Genomic DNA, 14,731 nt, shown 5'->3' with positions numbered 1-14,731 from the left:
AATAATAAAAGGTGGCGTATCATTTGAGTACCACCTTCAAAAAGTTTATGACATTTCACTTTGGTTTAGTGTTGATTGGATTAAATCTTCAAATTCTAGTTGCTGTCCAGCAGGTAAAACATGGTACAAAGTTTCTTTGCGCTTCTGTTTGCCAAATAGAGACTCTATCAGCCAGCCAACAAGATATACAGAAGACAAACAACCTCCCGCGGTTGCAATTTTCCCATGGCACACTAGCGGTTGATCTATAGGTGTTATTTTTCGAGATATAAGGCCTTCACGCGCATCTTGATGTGTCGTTGCTTTGCGTTCTGGTAATAGTCCCAACTCATCTAAAATAAATGCGCCTGCGCAGATAGAACCAATATATTGATGCTTTGGGTCCAAATGTAATTTAGGTAAAAAATTAGGATTAGTTAAAATATTTGGGACTCCTATCTTGCCACTACTAAATAAAACTGCATCAGCCGTATTAGCATCTTTCACTGCACCATTGACCGTAATTGTTAATCCATGCGTCGAACGAATTGTTGGTGTCACACCTAAAATACGCACACGCCAATCCTGTTGATTACGCCCCAAAATATCCCACATCAAAAATAAATCGATATCTGTAAAATCATCGAAAGCAATAATAGCTATTTCTTTCATATTAATTCCCTTACACTCTTATTAAGACAAGTTAGAGCTGAACAGTAACAATAATGTTTTCACCATACACAGTCTGTATTGAACAATGAAAAAATTAACTAGAGAATGTTGGGTCAACGCGGGATTTAAAATATTAGACACTGAAGGACATACTCGTTTTTCCAGTGAAAATATTGCTAGGCTATTAAATGTAACTCGAGGGTCTTTTTACCATCATTTTAAGAATCGCGAAGACTTTGTACGCACACTGCTTTATCGTTGGGAGCTAGAATATACAGAGCTGATGTTGGTACAAGCTAACATGGGGCATACTCTTGATGATATTTTAAAAAGATACCTTAATGTTGCCTCTCAAAAACACCCACTAAGAGAGATAGCTATCCGTGCTTGGGCACTTAACGACTCTTTAGTCGCAGAGTACCAACACCGTGTTGATGAAAAACGTTTGTCCTTCGTTATTAATAAACTAAATCAGCTTTCTATTCCCCGTGAATATGCCGAAAAAATCGGGAAATTGGTTCACTTATGTTTAATTGGCGGCCAAATGTCAGGCGATAGACACAACGCTCAAGAATTTAACCAACTTATTCTTAATACACTTAGTTTAAAAAAACTTTTATTTCACTTTTAAACCTGCTTATTTTTAGTCATAACCCATAGTTATATAAAAAAGGCACTCGCCCTCGAGTGCCTTTTGACTACAACTCACTGAATATAAAGTAAATTATAACTATTCAGCGGTTCTGGTACTTGTGCGGATGAGGTAATCAAAGGCGCTAAGTGCGGCGTTCCAAAAGTGAGTTAAACAATTGATTTAAATGGATTTAGTCAATAGTCAATGTCCACATATTGACCACACTTATAAAGCCTCTTTTGATAAGAGGCTTTATTCTTGCTTATTTTTCAATGTATTGGAGGAGTTCTTTAGCCTGTTCAATCAAGTTTTCAATAACTGCGACAGGGATATTTGGCTCAAAGCAAGTCAATGTAAATTGATGAGTAACATCCAAGTAAAAAACCTCTGCAAGTTGTAGTATTGGGTTAGTATTTGCAACAGTTAATTCAAGAAACATGCCATCTATAACTATGTCGCTATCTCTTGAGAATTCGTATTCAGTATAATCATTGGATATAATTATTTTTCTTTATAAAATAGAACATCAAGCATCGCTACTCGACCTTGCCATGCACTTCGTTCAATTCCAGAGGATGGCAGTTCAGAATTCCACCAAGGAGTATCCATTATTCGTTCAATAATCAAATCCCAATACTCATCATAGTTTAAGTTACGCTTAGATAAACAGAACTCTTCCGCAAGCTCTTTTTTATTCTGTTCATTATAACAAATAAACTGATCTGGTCGTTTCATGGATAGTAGCCGTGTTGCAATACCAACGCCATCCCTCCCTTCTGGGAATGCTAGCTTAAACAACCCAATATATTCTAAATAAGAATCTTTCGTTATTGTTCCACTTAACGATATTTCATCCAGCGCATTAGATATATTTATATTATTTGAGTTAATGGCACTATAATACTTTCCAGCACCGATCATGGAACCAAACCAAGCCCAATTTTTTATTTCATTACTTCTAAGCCCTGCTATACCACATCTAACACCTTTATCCATATTTGAGAAATGTGTATTCCTTTCAAAATAAGACTTTATTTTTTCTAAAAGATGTATTCTATCTTTAAACCCATGATATGGGTCATTTTGTATTTCTTTATATAGTTCCTTCCAATCCATTGTTAATACTTTACTATATAATATGTTAGTATTTTTGCTCTTATTATAGACTTCTGCAATCTTCAGCAAGGATCGAGATCTAATATTCCAGATATTTCTATACTTCCTCGCCTCATCTATAGTGATACTTTGGGCATTTTTTTCATAATTACTTATTAGCTCAATAAAATATGTAAGATCATAATTCGAATCTTCTTGCTGGATTAATACACATAACTCTGTGTTTTTTTCCATGGCACCATATGTAAAATTCGCACTTCCGATAATTACACTCCAATCATTCTCATCATTCCAAAAAAGATATATTTTAGGGTGAAAAACCCCATTAGGCTGTAAGATAAATTTAACCTTTTTAGACATACAAAAATCATCTAAAACATCTGGATGAGTTTGGTAAAAATGAGTTCCAATGATGCCTGTTTTTATCTTTTCTTTATAAGAAACAAGTAACGTATATAAATCCATTTTTGACGAGGCCCATGCAACACCAAAAGAAATATACTTATAACTTAAAATCATTTTTTTAAAAATAAATTTCAACTCATTATTATTTATTATTTTCATAACTAAAGCCTCTTGTTTAATAATTCTGAGATTATAACACTACCTATATAAAATATATTTTTTGATTTTTAATAGTCCTAAAAAATGTATTATACTACGGATATTACAATTTTATTTCATCATGATGTATGTTAATCCCTAAAAAGTACATTTAGTTAATTAGTTTAAAAAAGGAGTTCTTATGGGAGCCATTTTGTTTAAAAAACATGAACTTGCAAATCATCTCCATGAAATTATTGGCTATAAATCAGGGCTTGCAGCTTCAATTGAAGAGATCTGTGACCTTCTACAAGGTAGCGGGTTTGATAAGTATGTACATTCTTCAGAATCCCATCCAATTCGGATTAGGTCAGAGGAATATGACTCACTTTATTATACCCTTCTACATAAAATAGGAGTTACAGATAAGCCATTTGGTGGAATATTTGAAACATTTAAAACTATGAGAGAAATAGAACATAAAAATGGAGCTGATTTTGCACATTCAATTAATCAAATTTTTTATAAGCATATAGACCTTGAGATCAAAAAAGCAATTACAGAAGGGGCGAAGTCTTTAAATCCAGAAGGTATGATGACAGAAGCATCTAAAACTTTTGGAAAAGCAGGGCTAGATGCAATAGTTCAGTTGCTTATAAGTTATGATAATATGATGAAGCATAGCCCAAATACTAAAATAAAATTTCATCAATATAGAGATATTATTAATTTATCTGATTTATTTAAACAATATAACCCTATCGCTAATAGTGGAGCTTTTCTTGATCAACGCTTTATAGATTTCTTATCAAATAATATAGAAAAATTAGGTGAAATCCACTGGAGAAAATTTGAAGAATTAACCGCGGAATGTTTTCAACGATTTGGCTATACTGTTGAGCTTGGTCCTGGTAGTAATGATGATGGTGTCGACTTAAGAGTATGGAACAAAACAAGCATAGGTGCTCCTAATTATATTATTCAATGCAAAAGAATTAATAAAAAGATAGATAAAGTAACTGTTAAAGGACTATACACCGACATACTTCATGAAGGAAGCGAACTAGGCATTTTAGTGACTTCGTCTGAATTTAGTGTTGGAGCCCGTTCAACCATAGAAGCAAGAAGTTATCCAATTGAAGAGGTAAATAGGGATAACATAGCTCAATGGCTAAAAAAACTCAGAACACCAGGAACTGGTATTGTACGAGTGTAATGCATTAACTATTTCCCCACATATCAAAACATCTCCATCTGTTTCTCTCCCCGATGTGATCTAGGTAGCTCATCCATCGGGATTTCAAAGCCTTCTGGCAGTTCTTGTGGGATTGTTTTTGTTAGATAAATCTCGACTGAGGTTATTGTCGTAAAAGAACAGCCGCATAGCAAGTTTTGGCATTGATGGTAACTTCTACGGGTTTCACTGCTCATGGATTTACTGGTTTTGGTATAAGTCACAGCGCCACACTTTGGACAATTGAACGCCATTTTATAACCTTGGGTTATGGGTATGCCTGACGTTATTATAATCAATTATGTTTCGTTTTGCTCGCCATCCGTCATATCAATATCTTTGATTTTTATTTCCAGTTCCAAATGGGTGATAAACCCGTTCCCATCAATGGTGTGTGTCACTCGGCTAATCACCCACTGGTGACTATCAATAGTCGGTTTAAAGCCAGTTACCGTGACGGGCATTTCAGGGTAAAGGTCTGCGCGCCCCTCGGCCAACGTAATATTAAATTCTGCTACGCCCCTTTGTAATTTTGACCACTTGGCCGCGGCGGCACGTTTAGCGGATTGCTCGTTTTTAAAGGTTTGTCGCATCACAAAAACGTTACCCTCGGCACCCTCGATATAATCGCCCTCTTTTTTGCTCGACTTCTCTTTTTTGGGCTTTTGCTTGCGTTTAAGATTGGTTTTCTTTTGTTTGCCGTAGTTCAAATCTAACCAGTAAGCTTGTACGCCGGTGTACGCTTACCGGTCGGCCAATCGGAAATAATGCCTATCCCCACTTTCCCGCATGATTGTGATTACTGGTAACGGCTTGCCGCTTTGCGTGACTCCCTGATTAGGCACGATAAATAATAAACTGCCATTTTTAATGGTGGCTATCGCGCCGAGCATTTCAGCCATGCGCGTTAAAAAGCTAATATCGCTTTCATTGGTCTGGTCAGCGTGGTCAATTTCGATGTACATCAATTGTTTGCTGACCGCAGGTTTTAAGTTATAACGCCCCGCTATCGCACTCACCACATCAGGCACTTTGATATCGTGCCAGCTGTATTCCCGTTTGACGTTGAAGTCTTGCCGAAAGTCCGCGCTACGGGCAGTTACCGTGATTTGGTCGGGAGGGCCTGAGTGGCTAATTTCATCAACGGTATATATCCCTTTGTGTACCAAAGCTTCCCCCTGCCAGCCTAGGGAAACGGAAATCTCAGCCCCACGCGCCGGTAACGCAATTTTGCCGTCGGTATCATCGATAGTAAGTTCTAGTGTGTCAGCCTCAAAACCCCGATTATCCGTTAATGTTAATGACATAAGCCGGTCATTGACGCCGAGGAGCTGCACGCCACCGACCGTTAAATCAAAGGCAGGAACTTTGACTAAATTCCCCTCTGCCCAATCCGTAAAATTGTCTCTGGCATTGGTGATTTGCTGGACTGCATGGAGTGCAACCATAATGGCCGCTGGTATGAAACTCCAATTGATTTTACTGGTATTGCGCGTTCGTTTACCTCGTCAGCTGCCTACCATCAATCACCGCTAGTGTTTAAACGTAATGTGATCACCAGTTGTTTTAAACCAACACCGTATTTATCACGCCCTGATTTCACTACCTTAGCGCAGGATTTTGTGGTTTTTGGTAATGGATACCTTGAAAAACGTATTAACTGGCTCGGTGATATGTTAACTCTTAAACCCTCCTTGGCTAAGTACACCCGTGCCGGTGTGAATGAAGGACAATACTGGCAAGTGAAGAATTACCAAGATGCCTACGAATTTCGCAAAAATAGCATTATCCATTTGAAAAACCCGTGTATTCACCAAGAGATATACGGCGTTCCCGATTATTTGGCCGGACTTATTTCCGCTAACTTGAATCATTCAGCCACCCTATTTCGGACCAACTATTATGAAAATGGCAGTCACGCCGGTGTCATGGTGTATCTTTCCGCGGCATTGGCTGATGACAAGGCCGTCGAGTCATTAAAAAAATCACTCACCGAAGCCCGCAAAGGCAAGGCGTTTAAGAATATCTTTGTGTATGCCGCCAACGGTGGCAAGGATGGGATTCAAATTTTACCATTCTCACAAATCAGCGCAAAAGACGAGTTTGTTGGTATCAAGGACACCACCCGCGATGATTTGTTGGCCATGCACCGGATACCACCACAACTGATGGGGATCATCCCGCAAGGCTCGGGTAGCCTTGGTGATATCGAAAAAGCCGCAATGGTGTTTTGGTTCAATGAGTTACTACCACTGATGGAAAGCATGAAATCAATTAATGACATTCTAGGTGTTGAAGTGATCCTCTTTAAACAATATGCATTGCTGGATTTTTTGACGCAGGCGAAGAACAAAGAACCGAATTATAAATAAACCATTCAATTCACATTAACCGACATTCCCCCTTTCAAACGTAATAGAACGGCCTTAGCGCCGTTCTATCTGTTCCACACACCCAAATTTATTTTTTATCTCATCTAGGCTGTACAGCCTGAATAATCGCAAATAACACCATTAACGAGCTAATCACACCATAGCCAGCGCGGCTCATCTTTACCCCTTTGCGGGCGCTTGCTCCCCCGCCTCGCCCGCACACAAAAGGGGTGGGAATTTGTGCAGGTGTGCGGAGGGTTGGAAGCAAGCCCAAACTATAATTGTATGAAAAACAAACCATCATCAAAATAGTGCAAATTAGTTCAAAATTAGCCTTATAACACCTATATTTTCATAGCATAAGAAAACAGGTTTTTATTCTAGCATTAGAACTAACAACATTTATTATAGGTTAGGTATTTCATACTGGCTGAAAGACTGTATGCGTTATTCTATAAAATCAAAATAATCAGTTATATTCTATTTAACACTAGATTTAACTCATCAAATATGCTTGAAAAACAGTTTTTCTTTATTTTATGTAAACTTAAGATGACTAATTACAATCCCTAGTATAATATAAATATATTAATAATAAATAATGGCTCTTAAAATGGATCCTCTGTTAGAACTCACAAAACTAGGCATAATCCGCGCAGGAAACAAACTGTTAGATTCACTATTTTTATATTTTGAAAGTACTAATTTCCCATTAGGTACTAACATAATTAAAAATCTGTTAAAAAAAGAAAATTACAATAGTTATCTAATAAAACATGTTGCAGAAGTAACAAAGACTAGAACAATTCATAGTGAGAATAAAGATGTATATATAAACAACATTTATCACCCATTGACTCTAACCATAAAAGATAATTACTCAGCGCCTATTAAAGTAGCAGATAATTTTTTTATTGAAAATTCAAAAATCACTAATATAATTGGTTTTGCAGGCCAAGGAAAAAGTACTATTTTAAAAAAAATATTTATTGAACAATTAAAGAATGGGGATAAACTTCCTTTTTTTATAACACTATATAAATCTGAAACCAATGGGATAGTTAATTACATAAAAGATGATATTTTATCAAAGTGCAATATAGACTTGACTTCAAATGACACCTGTAACCTATTGAAAAGTGGCAAGATAATATTGTTCTTAGACGGGTTTGATGAAGTATCTTCTGACAAAAGAGAAGTAATCCTCAATGAAATAATAGAAATATACACTAAGTATAACACTCAAATTATAACAACAACCAGACCAGATACTGAGATATGTTATGAAGTTAATATCGAAAATTTAAAAGTTGAAAAATTAAATTATTATGACATAAGATCCATTTTAATAAAACTAAGTATGTACGATGGTAGAAATGAAGATGAATTATTGGAAGATATAATCTCACGTTTTGAGGCAAATGAAAACTTACAAAATGTAATGAACACACCTATTTTAGTTACATTATTCTATATTTGTCATTCTCATTTTGAAGAAATGCCTACAAATGCGGTTGGATTTTATAAAAATCTATTTAGCACATTATATTTAAGGCATGATATTGTAAAAAGATTTAATAGAAAAAAATCATCTTCAGTAACAGTCTCTGATTGTCTAAAATGCTTCTGCACACTATGCTTTAAAAGTATCTATGATGATATAAATTCTTTTGATGAATTATCAATTAGTAAATATGTTGAAAAAGGAATGGAAATAAGCAACATAGATAAAAACAAACATGACCCTGAAAAATTAAAATCTGACCTTATTAATATTACATGTTTAATCCAAAGGGATGGTTATAATAGATATGTTTTTTTACATAAATCAGTCCAAGAATACCATGCAGCATGTTTTATTCAGGACATTCCTCAAGAAACAAAAGAAAAACTATACAAAATATTAAAAGATGACTTAATCACTAAACGTAGATTTGTTAAAGTAATTGATTTTTTGATCGATATTGATAGTGAAAATATAGATAGATATCTAATCATTCCAATGTGTCAAGATTTTAGCATAAATTTATGGGATGAAATTTCTGATGAAGATGTTAACTCCATAATTAATGTTATCAATGAGTCTATTGAAGTTAATTTTCATATAAATTATGATGGAACGCTCAAGATTAAAAATATTCATTACAACAGACATAAGTATTCATTTATCAATGATTTATCTAGAGATGATAATTTCTCTGATTTGGCTCTTAATTTTACTAACTGTATATACACGGTAAACTCAAAGATAAGAAAAAATTTATTAAATAAAGATGCGGTTTTTATTGATGATATAAAAAAAAGCTTAAAAACTGATGCGTTAACAGTAATAAATAAACTTGATAACTACGATGACCTTAAGCAAAAAGTAAAAATCAAACTTAAAGATACGAAAGCTAGATTATACGATTCAAGAATAGATAATGCCAAAAATAAGTTAGATGCATTAGAAAGTTTATTTAAATAATTAAAAATCAAAAGTTACAGTTTAAGTTATTTTTAAACTGTAACTTTAATTAGTTATAAATAATTACTATATAGTAGACTATATTCTAACAAGTAATTCTATATCTTACATAATATTTAGCTTCACTAACATCTACTTTAATGGCTTATTTTTTAACACTTATCTTATAGTATTTCGTATATCAATTATATGTACTATAGCCACTATCAGAGCTAATCCTAAAAGTTATGCACATTTATAAAAAACATTAAATAACGCATAATCTTTATTCTGATACATCAATACAATAATCGAATTTAGTACCACAAATAACGGTCAGTGCTTCGGAAACCGGTTACATCGGTTACACTCCACCAAAACCACCTATAACCCACTGATTACAAACAACTCCGTTGTAACTTTTTACTGGTTACAACGGGTTACAAAACAGGGTTTAAAAAGTTACATCCTTATAAAACAATAAGTTATATTTTTAATTTGTAACCTATTAAAACGGTTACACGTAACCACAAAGTAACCCATTTGTAACCTTTTTCTATTACCATATTTATTTATAGTATCAATAAGATATAAGACTATTTTAATTTTGTAACCATTGTAACCGCTTTCCGAACCCCTCCCACAAATTCTCTATTTATATAAAAGACACTTAGTAATGCTCATTTATTGTACAATCCATTATGCTTTCACTTGTTTGTCATTCTGAGTATTTATAGCACTTACTTGATGGCTTTCTACAGATAAAAGAAAGGCTGCACATCGGCAGCCTATAGATAAATAGAGGAGAAAACTAACTCTCACTGTTTTCCTGAAATACCCAGCACTTAATCACTTCGGGTCTTTTAAGCGTACTCCCCACCGCAAGCGTGCTATTAAACTGGCTGTTTACCACACTTCGCACCGTCTTAACGCCCACAAACTTACGCATTCGCCCCGATTTCAATAAGTTCTTAATATCGGTATTCAATTGCATAGACTGGCGGTATTCACTGGCCACCTGTGCAATATGGTTAAAATTCACCGCATAAACTCCCTTTTCACCGCAATGATTCACACCAAAGGCCTCATTATCGTGTAAATAATCAAACAGCTCCCAAAACTCCATCACTTGCGGTTGGTCAAGTTGGATCGCCTGAACACGTTGTTTGGCCAACTCAATAATAAAGCCACGAGTTTGGCGAATATGTGCCGCTTTTACGGGTAAAACTAACGCTAACGTTTCCAATAATGCGATTAACTGTGCATGGTTTTTGGCGATCCGCTCATGGTTAATCGCCTTGTCCGCAAATAACTGCGCCTGTAAGCCATCTACGCGCTCATTGTATTGCTTTAATATCGCCGCTTCTTTCATCAATACCGTAGGCAAAAAACCAGATAATTTTTCAATGGGATAACGCTCAAGGGCAATGGCCGCATAACGGGTTTCAACACTTTGCTCGGCTTTATCGGTATAAAGATGAATAATCCGTTCTAAAACGGCGCGTGACGCGTTAATTTCTGCGTTTTGTGCAATCACAATACTACCTTTAAATAATGGTTCGTAAGTCTCATTACCGCTATTTTTCACCCCTAACGAACGCGTCGCGCGGCCGTTATACAGTGACTTAAGTTCTTCCCAATCAAACGCTTTAAGTTTTGCGTTATCTTGCACACGATCACTTTCAATTAAACACACCGGCAAATTACTTATCTGCGAAAAGTTTCGTCCTCGAGCGGCAACACTCGATTTTGATGCATCAAACCCCTCATAATCTGCGCGGCCACATAAACGCCATAAAAACTCAATCAACGTACTTTTACCTGAACCAGGCTCACCGCATATTTCTAAAAATGGGTAGCTTTTATGGGTCTTGCGTATCTGTTCCGCAAAGAACGAACCCAACCAGAACGCCAACACCACATAACCTTTTGCGCCAAACGCATCCCAAAGAGAACTTAACCAACTGGTATCAAATTCGCTAAAATCGGTATTAATGGCCAATGATGGGCTAAGGCTTAACGTCTTGATATCCAACTTATTAAGAGAGAAATAATCTTCCTCATTTAACGTAAAACACTTACCATCCTGCACCGCAACATCATTAAACACATACACACCATACTCTTTGTTATAGCCTACATAATTTTGCGTGATCACCTCTTTGATATCCGGCAAGGCTTGCTTGCAAATGCGGTCCAATTGCAAAGTTGTGCCGGTATAAACCGCCCCTTTGGCCACATGCAATAAACGCTTCTTAAATTCACTGGCGCTGGTTAACTGTGAGGCGGTAAAAGTGGCTTTAACTTGCGGCTGGCGAGGGAAATCGACGCGCATGTAATACCATGACTCGTCGGTTTCTACAGACTTTTGGAAATATAATGGTGTGGGATAACAATTAGCGATTTCAACCACCGTGCCGGACTCTTTTACCGCTTTTTGTCTGGCTTCATCTTCATCTAAATCAGGTTCGGCATCATGAATACGTTCAATGGTTTTCATCATTTTATCGATATCCAACTTAAACCAATACAAGCGGTTATCGTGCTGAAAATCGAACTCTGAACGCTCCGTCCAGTTAAACATTAAACGCGCCTTTTCAAACGCCGTTGAGGCTAATAATAACTTGCCGTAATAGCGATAACGGGCGATATCGCGCTCCGTTAGCTTGCCTTTCATATGCAAGTCATTCCAATCATTGCCACACTCTTTTTCAGCAGGTCTCGCGGCCGTAGCTTTCCAGCCATCATCATGGCTGCGGGCAACAAACTTTTTCATGGCGCGTTCGCCGGCTGCGCCATTATCTAGCGCCCAAACCAACAACGGCTTTTTATTGTTCCCTAGTGCAGCTTTCAGCGCATTCAACGCGACTTCAGGGTAATTATGGCAAGTCATTAACGATACAGCCGCAATACCATTTTGAATCAAGCTAAGTGCATCAAAAATACCTTCAGTCAGCCAAATCTCTTTAGCTTGAGTCAAATCCTGTTGCGGCAGTGTCCACCAATACCCTTTATAAGAACCAAAAAAATTAGCTTTGCGATCAAACCGTGAGGGTCTATCAATAATTCGTTCCCAATATGCCCCCTCGGGTAAAGCAAATTTCACCGTTGCCGCACCTAACCCATTAGCATGATAGCTAGACTCGGAATACAACCCTTTCAACGGGGCGATATCAAGTCCTCCACGATAAACCGTGATTTTTCAGCGATAAGCGGCATATTTACCGCTTTAAAGCGCACGGATTTATTTATGGGTAAACACCCAATACGAGGGCTATCACGGTTAAAGCAAAAAGCGACTGAGATGTCCTATTTAACGCATGAAGAAATTGGGCTGCTGCTGAATATATTAAAAGGTGATAATAAAAAAGTGGCGATTTTATGTTTAAGCACCGGTGCGCGTTGGGGGGAAGCAGTTAAATTAAAACGCGAGCACGTGATCCAAAATAAAATCCGTTTCACTTTTACCAAAACGGGCAAAGCGCGCATTGTGCCGATTTCCCAAGAAGTCGCGGATGCTGTGTGTACGCGAAAATCCGGTCTGCTTTTTCCAAACACCTCTTATGATATGTTTAGAAAGCACATAAAGACCATTAAGCCTGATATGCCGCAGGGCCAAGCCACGCACGCATTACGGCATACTTTCGCAACCCATTTTATGATGAATGGCGGCAGTATTATTACTTTGCAGAGAATCTTAGGTCACTCGACATTACAGCAAACACTGACCTACGCACACTTTGCACCGGACTTTCTTCAAGATGCGATTACGTATAATCCATTAAAAGGAGGCACAGAGTTAGCTTAATAGATTGTTCGTTTTAGGATGATTTTGACGACGAAAAGCAATACAAATTTAACTTTTGCGTGTCCACAAATTGTCCACACTGGGACGCATTTCTCCGCTGTAAGTACCACCAAATCAGCGTTTAGATCGTCCACAAGTTGTCCACACTTGAACACTTTTAGGCACTTTTGAGCCTTTTTTGTACAGATTATGCACAAAAAAAAGGCACTCGCCCCCGAGTGCCTTTTGACTACAACTCACTGAATATAAAGTAAATTACACCTATTCAGCGGTTCTGGTACTTGTGCGGATTAGGTAATCAAATGCGCTAAGTGCGGCTTTGGCCCCTTCCCCGGCTGAAATAATGATTTGCTTATAAGGTACTGTAGTACAGTCACCAGCAGCAAAAATACCCTTAATACTGGTTTCGTTACGAGCGTCAATTTCAATTTCGCCCATACGGTTTCTGGCAACGGTGTCGCCTAACCAATTGGTATTAGGCAATAAACCGATTTGTACGAATGCCCCCGCAACTTCCAATAAATGTACGCTATCATCAGTGCGGTCTTTATACTCAAGGCCGGTCATTTTACTGCCATCACCTTTTACTTCTAAGGTTTGCGCATTAACGATAATATCCACATTTTTCATGCTACGTGCTTTTTGCTGTAATACTGAGTCCGCTTTCAGTTCTGGTGCAAACTCCAGTACAGTCACATGGTCAACGACACCCGCTAGGTCAATAGCCGCTTCAATACCTGAGTTACCACCGCCAATCACGGCAACACGCTTGCCTTTAAATAATGGGCCATCGCAGTGTGGGCAGAATGTAACACCTTTCGTCCGGTATTCTTGTTCCCCTGGAACGCCCATATTTCTCCAGCGAGCACCCGTTGAAATAATAATACTGCGTGATTTTAAGATCCCGCCTGATGCTGTTTCGATTTGGTGTAAACCACCTTCTTGCGCAGCTGGGATCAATTTTGTCACTGACTGCCCATCAATAACATCAACATCATAGCTGTCCACATGGTTCTTCAACGCACCTGCAAAAATAGCGCCTTCCGTTTTGATAACGGAAATATAGTTTTCAATATCAACCGTATCCATGACTTGGCCACCAAAACGCTCGCCTATCACGCCTGTGCGGATCCCTTTACGTGCAGTATAGATTGCTGCTGAAGCCCCTGCTGGGCCACTACCAATCACGAGGACTTCAAAAGGCTCGCGCTCTGTCAGTGATTTCGCTGCACGCGCATCGGCATTCGTGTCAACTTTGCTCACAATCTCACTGAGTGTCATACGCCCTTGACCAAACTCTTTTCCATTCAGGTAAACCGCTGGAACGCCCATGACATTACGTTCATCAATCTCGTTTTGGAAAAGCGCGCCATCAATGGCGGTATGACTAACATTTGGATTTAAAACTGCCATTAAGTTCAGAGCTTGAACAACATCTGGGCAGTTATGGCAAGATAAAGAGTAATAAGTTTCAAAGTGGAATTCGCCTTCAAGGCCTTTAACTTGCTCTAATAACTCTTGCGCTTCTTTCGATGGATGACCACCGATTTGCAATAATGCTAGCACAAGAGAGGTAAATTCATGTCCCAGAGGTGAGCCTGCAAAACGCAAACCACTATCTGTACCTGGGTTAGTAATTAAAAAAGACGGTGTTCTTAGTGCGCTATTGCGCTCTTCACGTACAGTGACTTTATCTGACAGTGATGCAATTTGTTCTAACAGCTGTTTGATTTCATTTGATTTTTGGCTGTCATCTATATTAGCAACTAATTCAACGGGTTTAGTTAAACGTTCTAAGTAGGCTTTCAACTGTGCCTGTAAATTATTGTCGAGCATGTAATCCCCTTTAATTTTTATCATAAAATCGGGTACATATACCCGTCATGATCCAAGTTGCAGGCCTAAACACCTGCAACCTGAATTATTC

9 protein-coding genes and 3 pseudogenes are annotated in these 14,731 nt (G+C 37.7%); 5 read left to right on the top strand and 7 right to left on the bottom strand.

Annotated elements, in window-relative coordinates; translation table 11 throughout:
* Window positions 1–45: 45 nt before the first annotated feature.
* Window positions 46–651 carry a DJ-1/PfpI family protein gene (locus PR800_RS11185; protein ID WP_272530827.1) on the bottom strand — a complete coding sequence of 202 codons (606 nt, stop codon included), beginning with the start codon at window positions 649–651 and terminating at the stop codon, window positions 46–48.
* Window positions 652–736: 85 nt separating this feature from the next.
* Between PR800_RS11185 and PR800_RS11180 the strand changes: the two genes are divergently transcribed.
* Window positions 737–1,282: a TetR/AcrR family transcriptional regulator gene (locus PR800_RS11180; RefSeq protein WP_272530825.1), complete on the top strand. Its 546-nt coding sequence runs from the start codon at window positions 737–739 to the stop codon at window positions 1,280–1,282.
* Between the two features lie 265 nt (window positions 1,283–1,547).
* On the opposite strand, the gene PR800_RS11175 is transcribed toward PR800_RS11180, so the two are convergent.
* Together PR800_RS11175 and PR800_RS11170 are read right to left on the bottom strand one after the other, a co-directional pair.
* Complete coding sequence (locus PR800_RS11175; RefSeq protein WP_272530824.1) at window positions 1,548–1,724, bottom strand: hypothetical protein; 177 nt, start codon at window positions 1,722–1,724, stop codon at window positions 1,548–1,550.
* A gap of 62 nt (window positions 1,725–1,786) precedes the next feature.
* On the bottom strand, window positions 1,787–2,965 hold the full coding sequence (locus PR800_RS11170) for a restriction endonuclease PLD domain-containing protein (RefSeq protein WP_272530822.1): 1,179 nt from the start codon (window positions 2,963–2,965) through the stop codon (window positions 1,787–1,789).
* Window positions 2,966–3,146: 181 nt separating this feature from the next.
* Here PR800_RS11170 and PR800_RS11165 point away from each other — a divergent pair, with 181 nt between their 5' ends.
* Window positions 3,147–4,160 (top strand): restriction endonuclease, encoded by a 1,014-nt coding sequence (locus PR800_RS11165; RefSeq protein ID WP_272530821.1) that lies wholly within the window; start codon window positions 3,147–3,149, stop codon window positions 4,158–4,160.
* Between the two features lie 23 nt (window positions 4,161–4,183).
* Here PR800_RS11165 and PR800_RS11160 read toward each other — a convergent pair whose 3' ends face one another.
* Both PR800_RS11160 and PR800_RS11155 read right to left on the bottom strand, forming a co-directional pair.
* Window positions 4,184–4,432, bottom strand: coding sequence for an ogr/Delta-like zinc finger family protein (locus PR800_RS11160; RefSeq protein WP_004254581.1), 249 nt, complete (start codon window positions 4,430–4,432; stop codon window positions 4,184–4,186).
* 45 nt (window positions 4,433–4,477) lie between these two features.
* A pseudogene (locus PR800_RS11155) lies at window positions 4,478–5,626 on the bottom strand (phage late control D family protein).
* Here PR800_RS11155 and PR800_RS11150 point away from each other — a divergent pair.
* Both PR800_RS11150 and PR800_RS11145 read left to right on the top strand, forming a co-directional pair.
* Window positions 5,579–6,550: pseudogene (locus PR800_RS11150) on the top strand (phage portal protein); the annotation flags it as partial. The pseudogenes PR800_RS11155 and PR800_RS11150 sit on opposite strands and share 48 nt — an antisense overlap.
* 613 nt (window positions 6,551–7,163) lie before the next feature.
* On the top strand, window positions 7,164–9,017 hold the full coding sequence (locus tag PR800_RS11145) for an NACHT domain-containing protein (RefSeq protein ID WP_272530820.1): 1,854 nt from the start codon (window positions 7,164–7,166) through the stop codon (window positions 9,015–9,017).
* Window positions 9,018–9,807: 790 nt separating this feature from the next.
* Here PR800_RS11145 and PR800_RS11140 read toward each other — a convergent pair.
* On the bottom strand, window positions 9,808–12,102 hold the full coding sequence (locus PR800_RS11140) for a toprim domain-containing protein (protein WP_272530819.1): 2,295 nt from the start codon (window positions 12,100–12,102) through the stop codon (window positions 9,808–9,810).
* 66 nt (window positions 12,103–12,168) lie between these two features.
* Here PR800_RS11140 and PR800_RS11135 point away from each other — a divergent pair.
* A pseudogene (locus PR800_RS11135) lies at window positions 12,169–12,804 on the top strand (tyrosine-type recombinase/integrase); the annotation flags it as partial.
* Window positions 12,805–13,065: 261 nt separating this feature from the next.
* Here the strand turns inward: PR800_RS11135 and ahpF are convergent.
* Window positions 13,066–14,640 (bottom strand): alkyl hydroperoxide reductase subunit F, encoded by a 1,575-nt coding sequence (ahpF, locus tag PR800_RS11130; RefSeq protein ID WP_166267477.1) that lies wholly within the window; start codon window positions 14,638–14,640, stop codon window positions 13,066–13,068.
* Between the last annotated feature and the right edge of the window lie 91 nt (window positions 14,641–14,731).

The organism is Providencia sp. PROV205 (genome assembly GCF_028479505.1).
In the GTDB taxonomy this organism is placed as follows: Bacteria; Pseudomonadota; Gammaproteobacteria; order Enterobacterales; family Enterobacteriaceae; genus Providencia; species Providencia huaxiensis.
The sequence above is the reverse complement of the archived record's forward strand: the minus strand, read 5'-3'. Positions and strand labels throughout refer to the sequence as shown.

Excerpts from the sequence above, each read along its gene's own strand:
- PR800_RS11185 (WP_272530827.1), bottom strand. The coding sequence starts at position 651 with ATGAAAGAAATAGCTATTATTGCTTTCGATGATTTTACAGATATCGAT.
- PR800_RS11180 (WP_272530825.1), top strand. The coding sequence starts at position 737 with ATGAAAAAATTAACTAGAGAATGTTGGGTCAACGCGGGATTTAAAATA.
- PR800_RS11175 (WP_272530824.1), bottom strand. The coding sequence starts at position 1,724 with ATGTTTCTTGAATTAACTGTTGCAAATACTAACCCAATACTACAACTT.
- PR800_RS11170 (WP_272530822.1), bottom strand. The coding sequence starts at position 2,965 with ATGAAAATAATAAATAATAATGAGTTGAAATTTATTTTTAAAAAAATG.
- PR800_RS11165 (WP_272530821.1), top strand. The coding sequence starts at position 3,147 with ATGGGAGCCATTTTGTTTAAAAAACATGAACTTGCAAATCATCTCCAT.
- PR800_RS11160 (WP_004254581.1), bottom strand. The coding sequence starts at position 4,432 with ATGGCGTTCAATTGTCCAAAGTGTGGCGCTGTGACTTATACCAAAACC.
- PR800_RS11145 (WP_272530820.1), top strand. The coding sequence starts at position 7,164 with ATGGATCCTCTGTTAGAACTCACAAAACTAGGCATAATCCGCGCAGGA.
- ahpF (WP_166267477.1), bottom strand. The coding sequence starts at position 14,640 with ATGCTCGACAATAATTTACAGGCACAGTTGAAAGCCTACTTAGAACGT.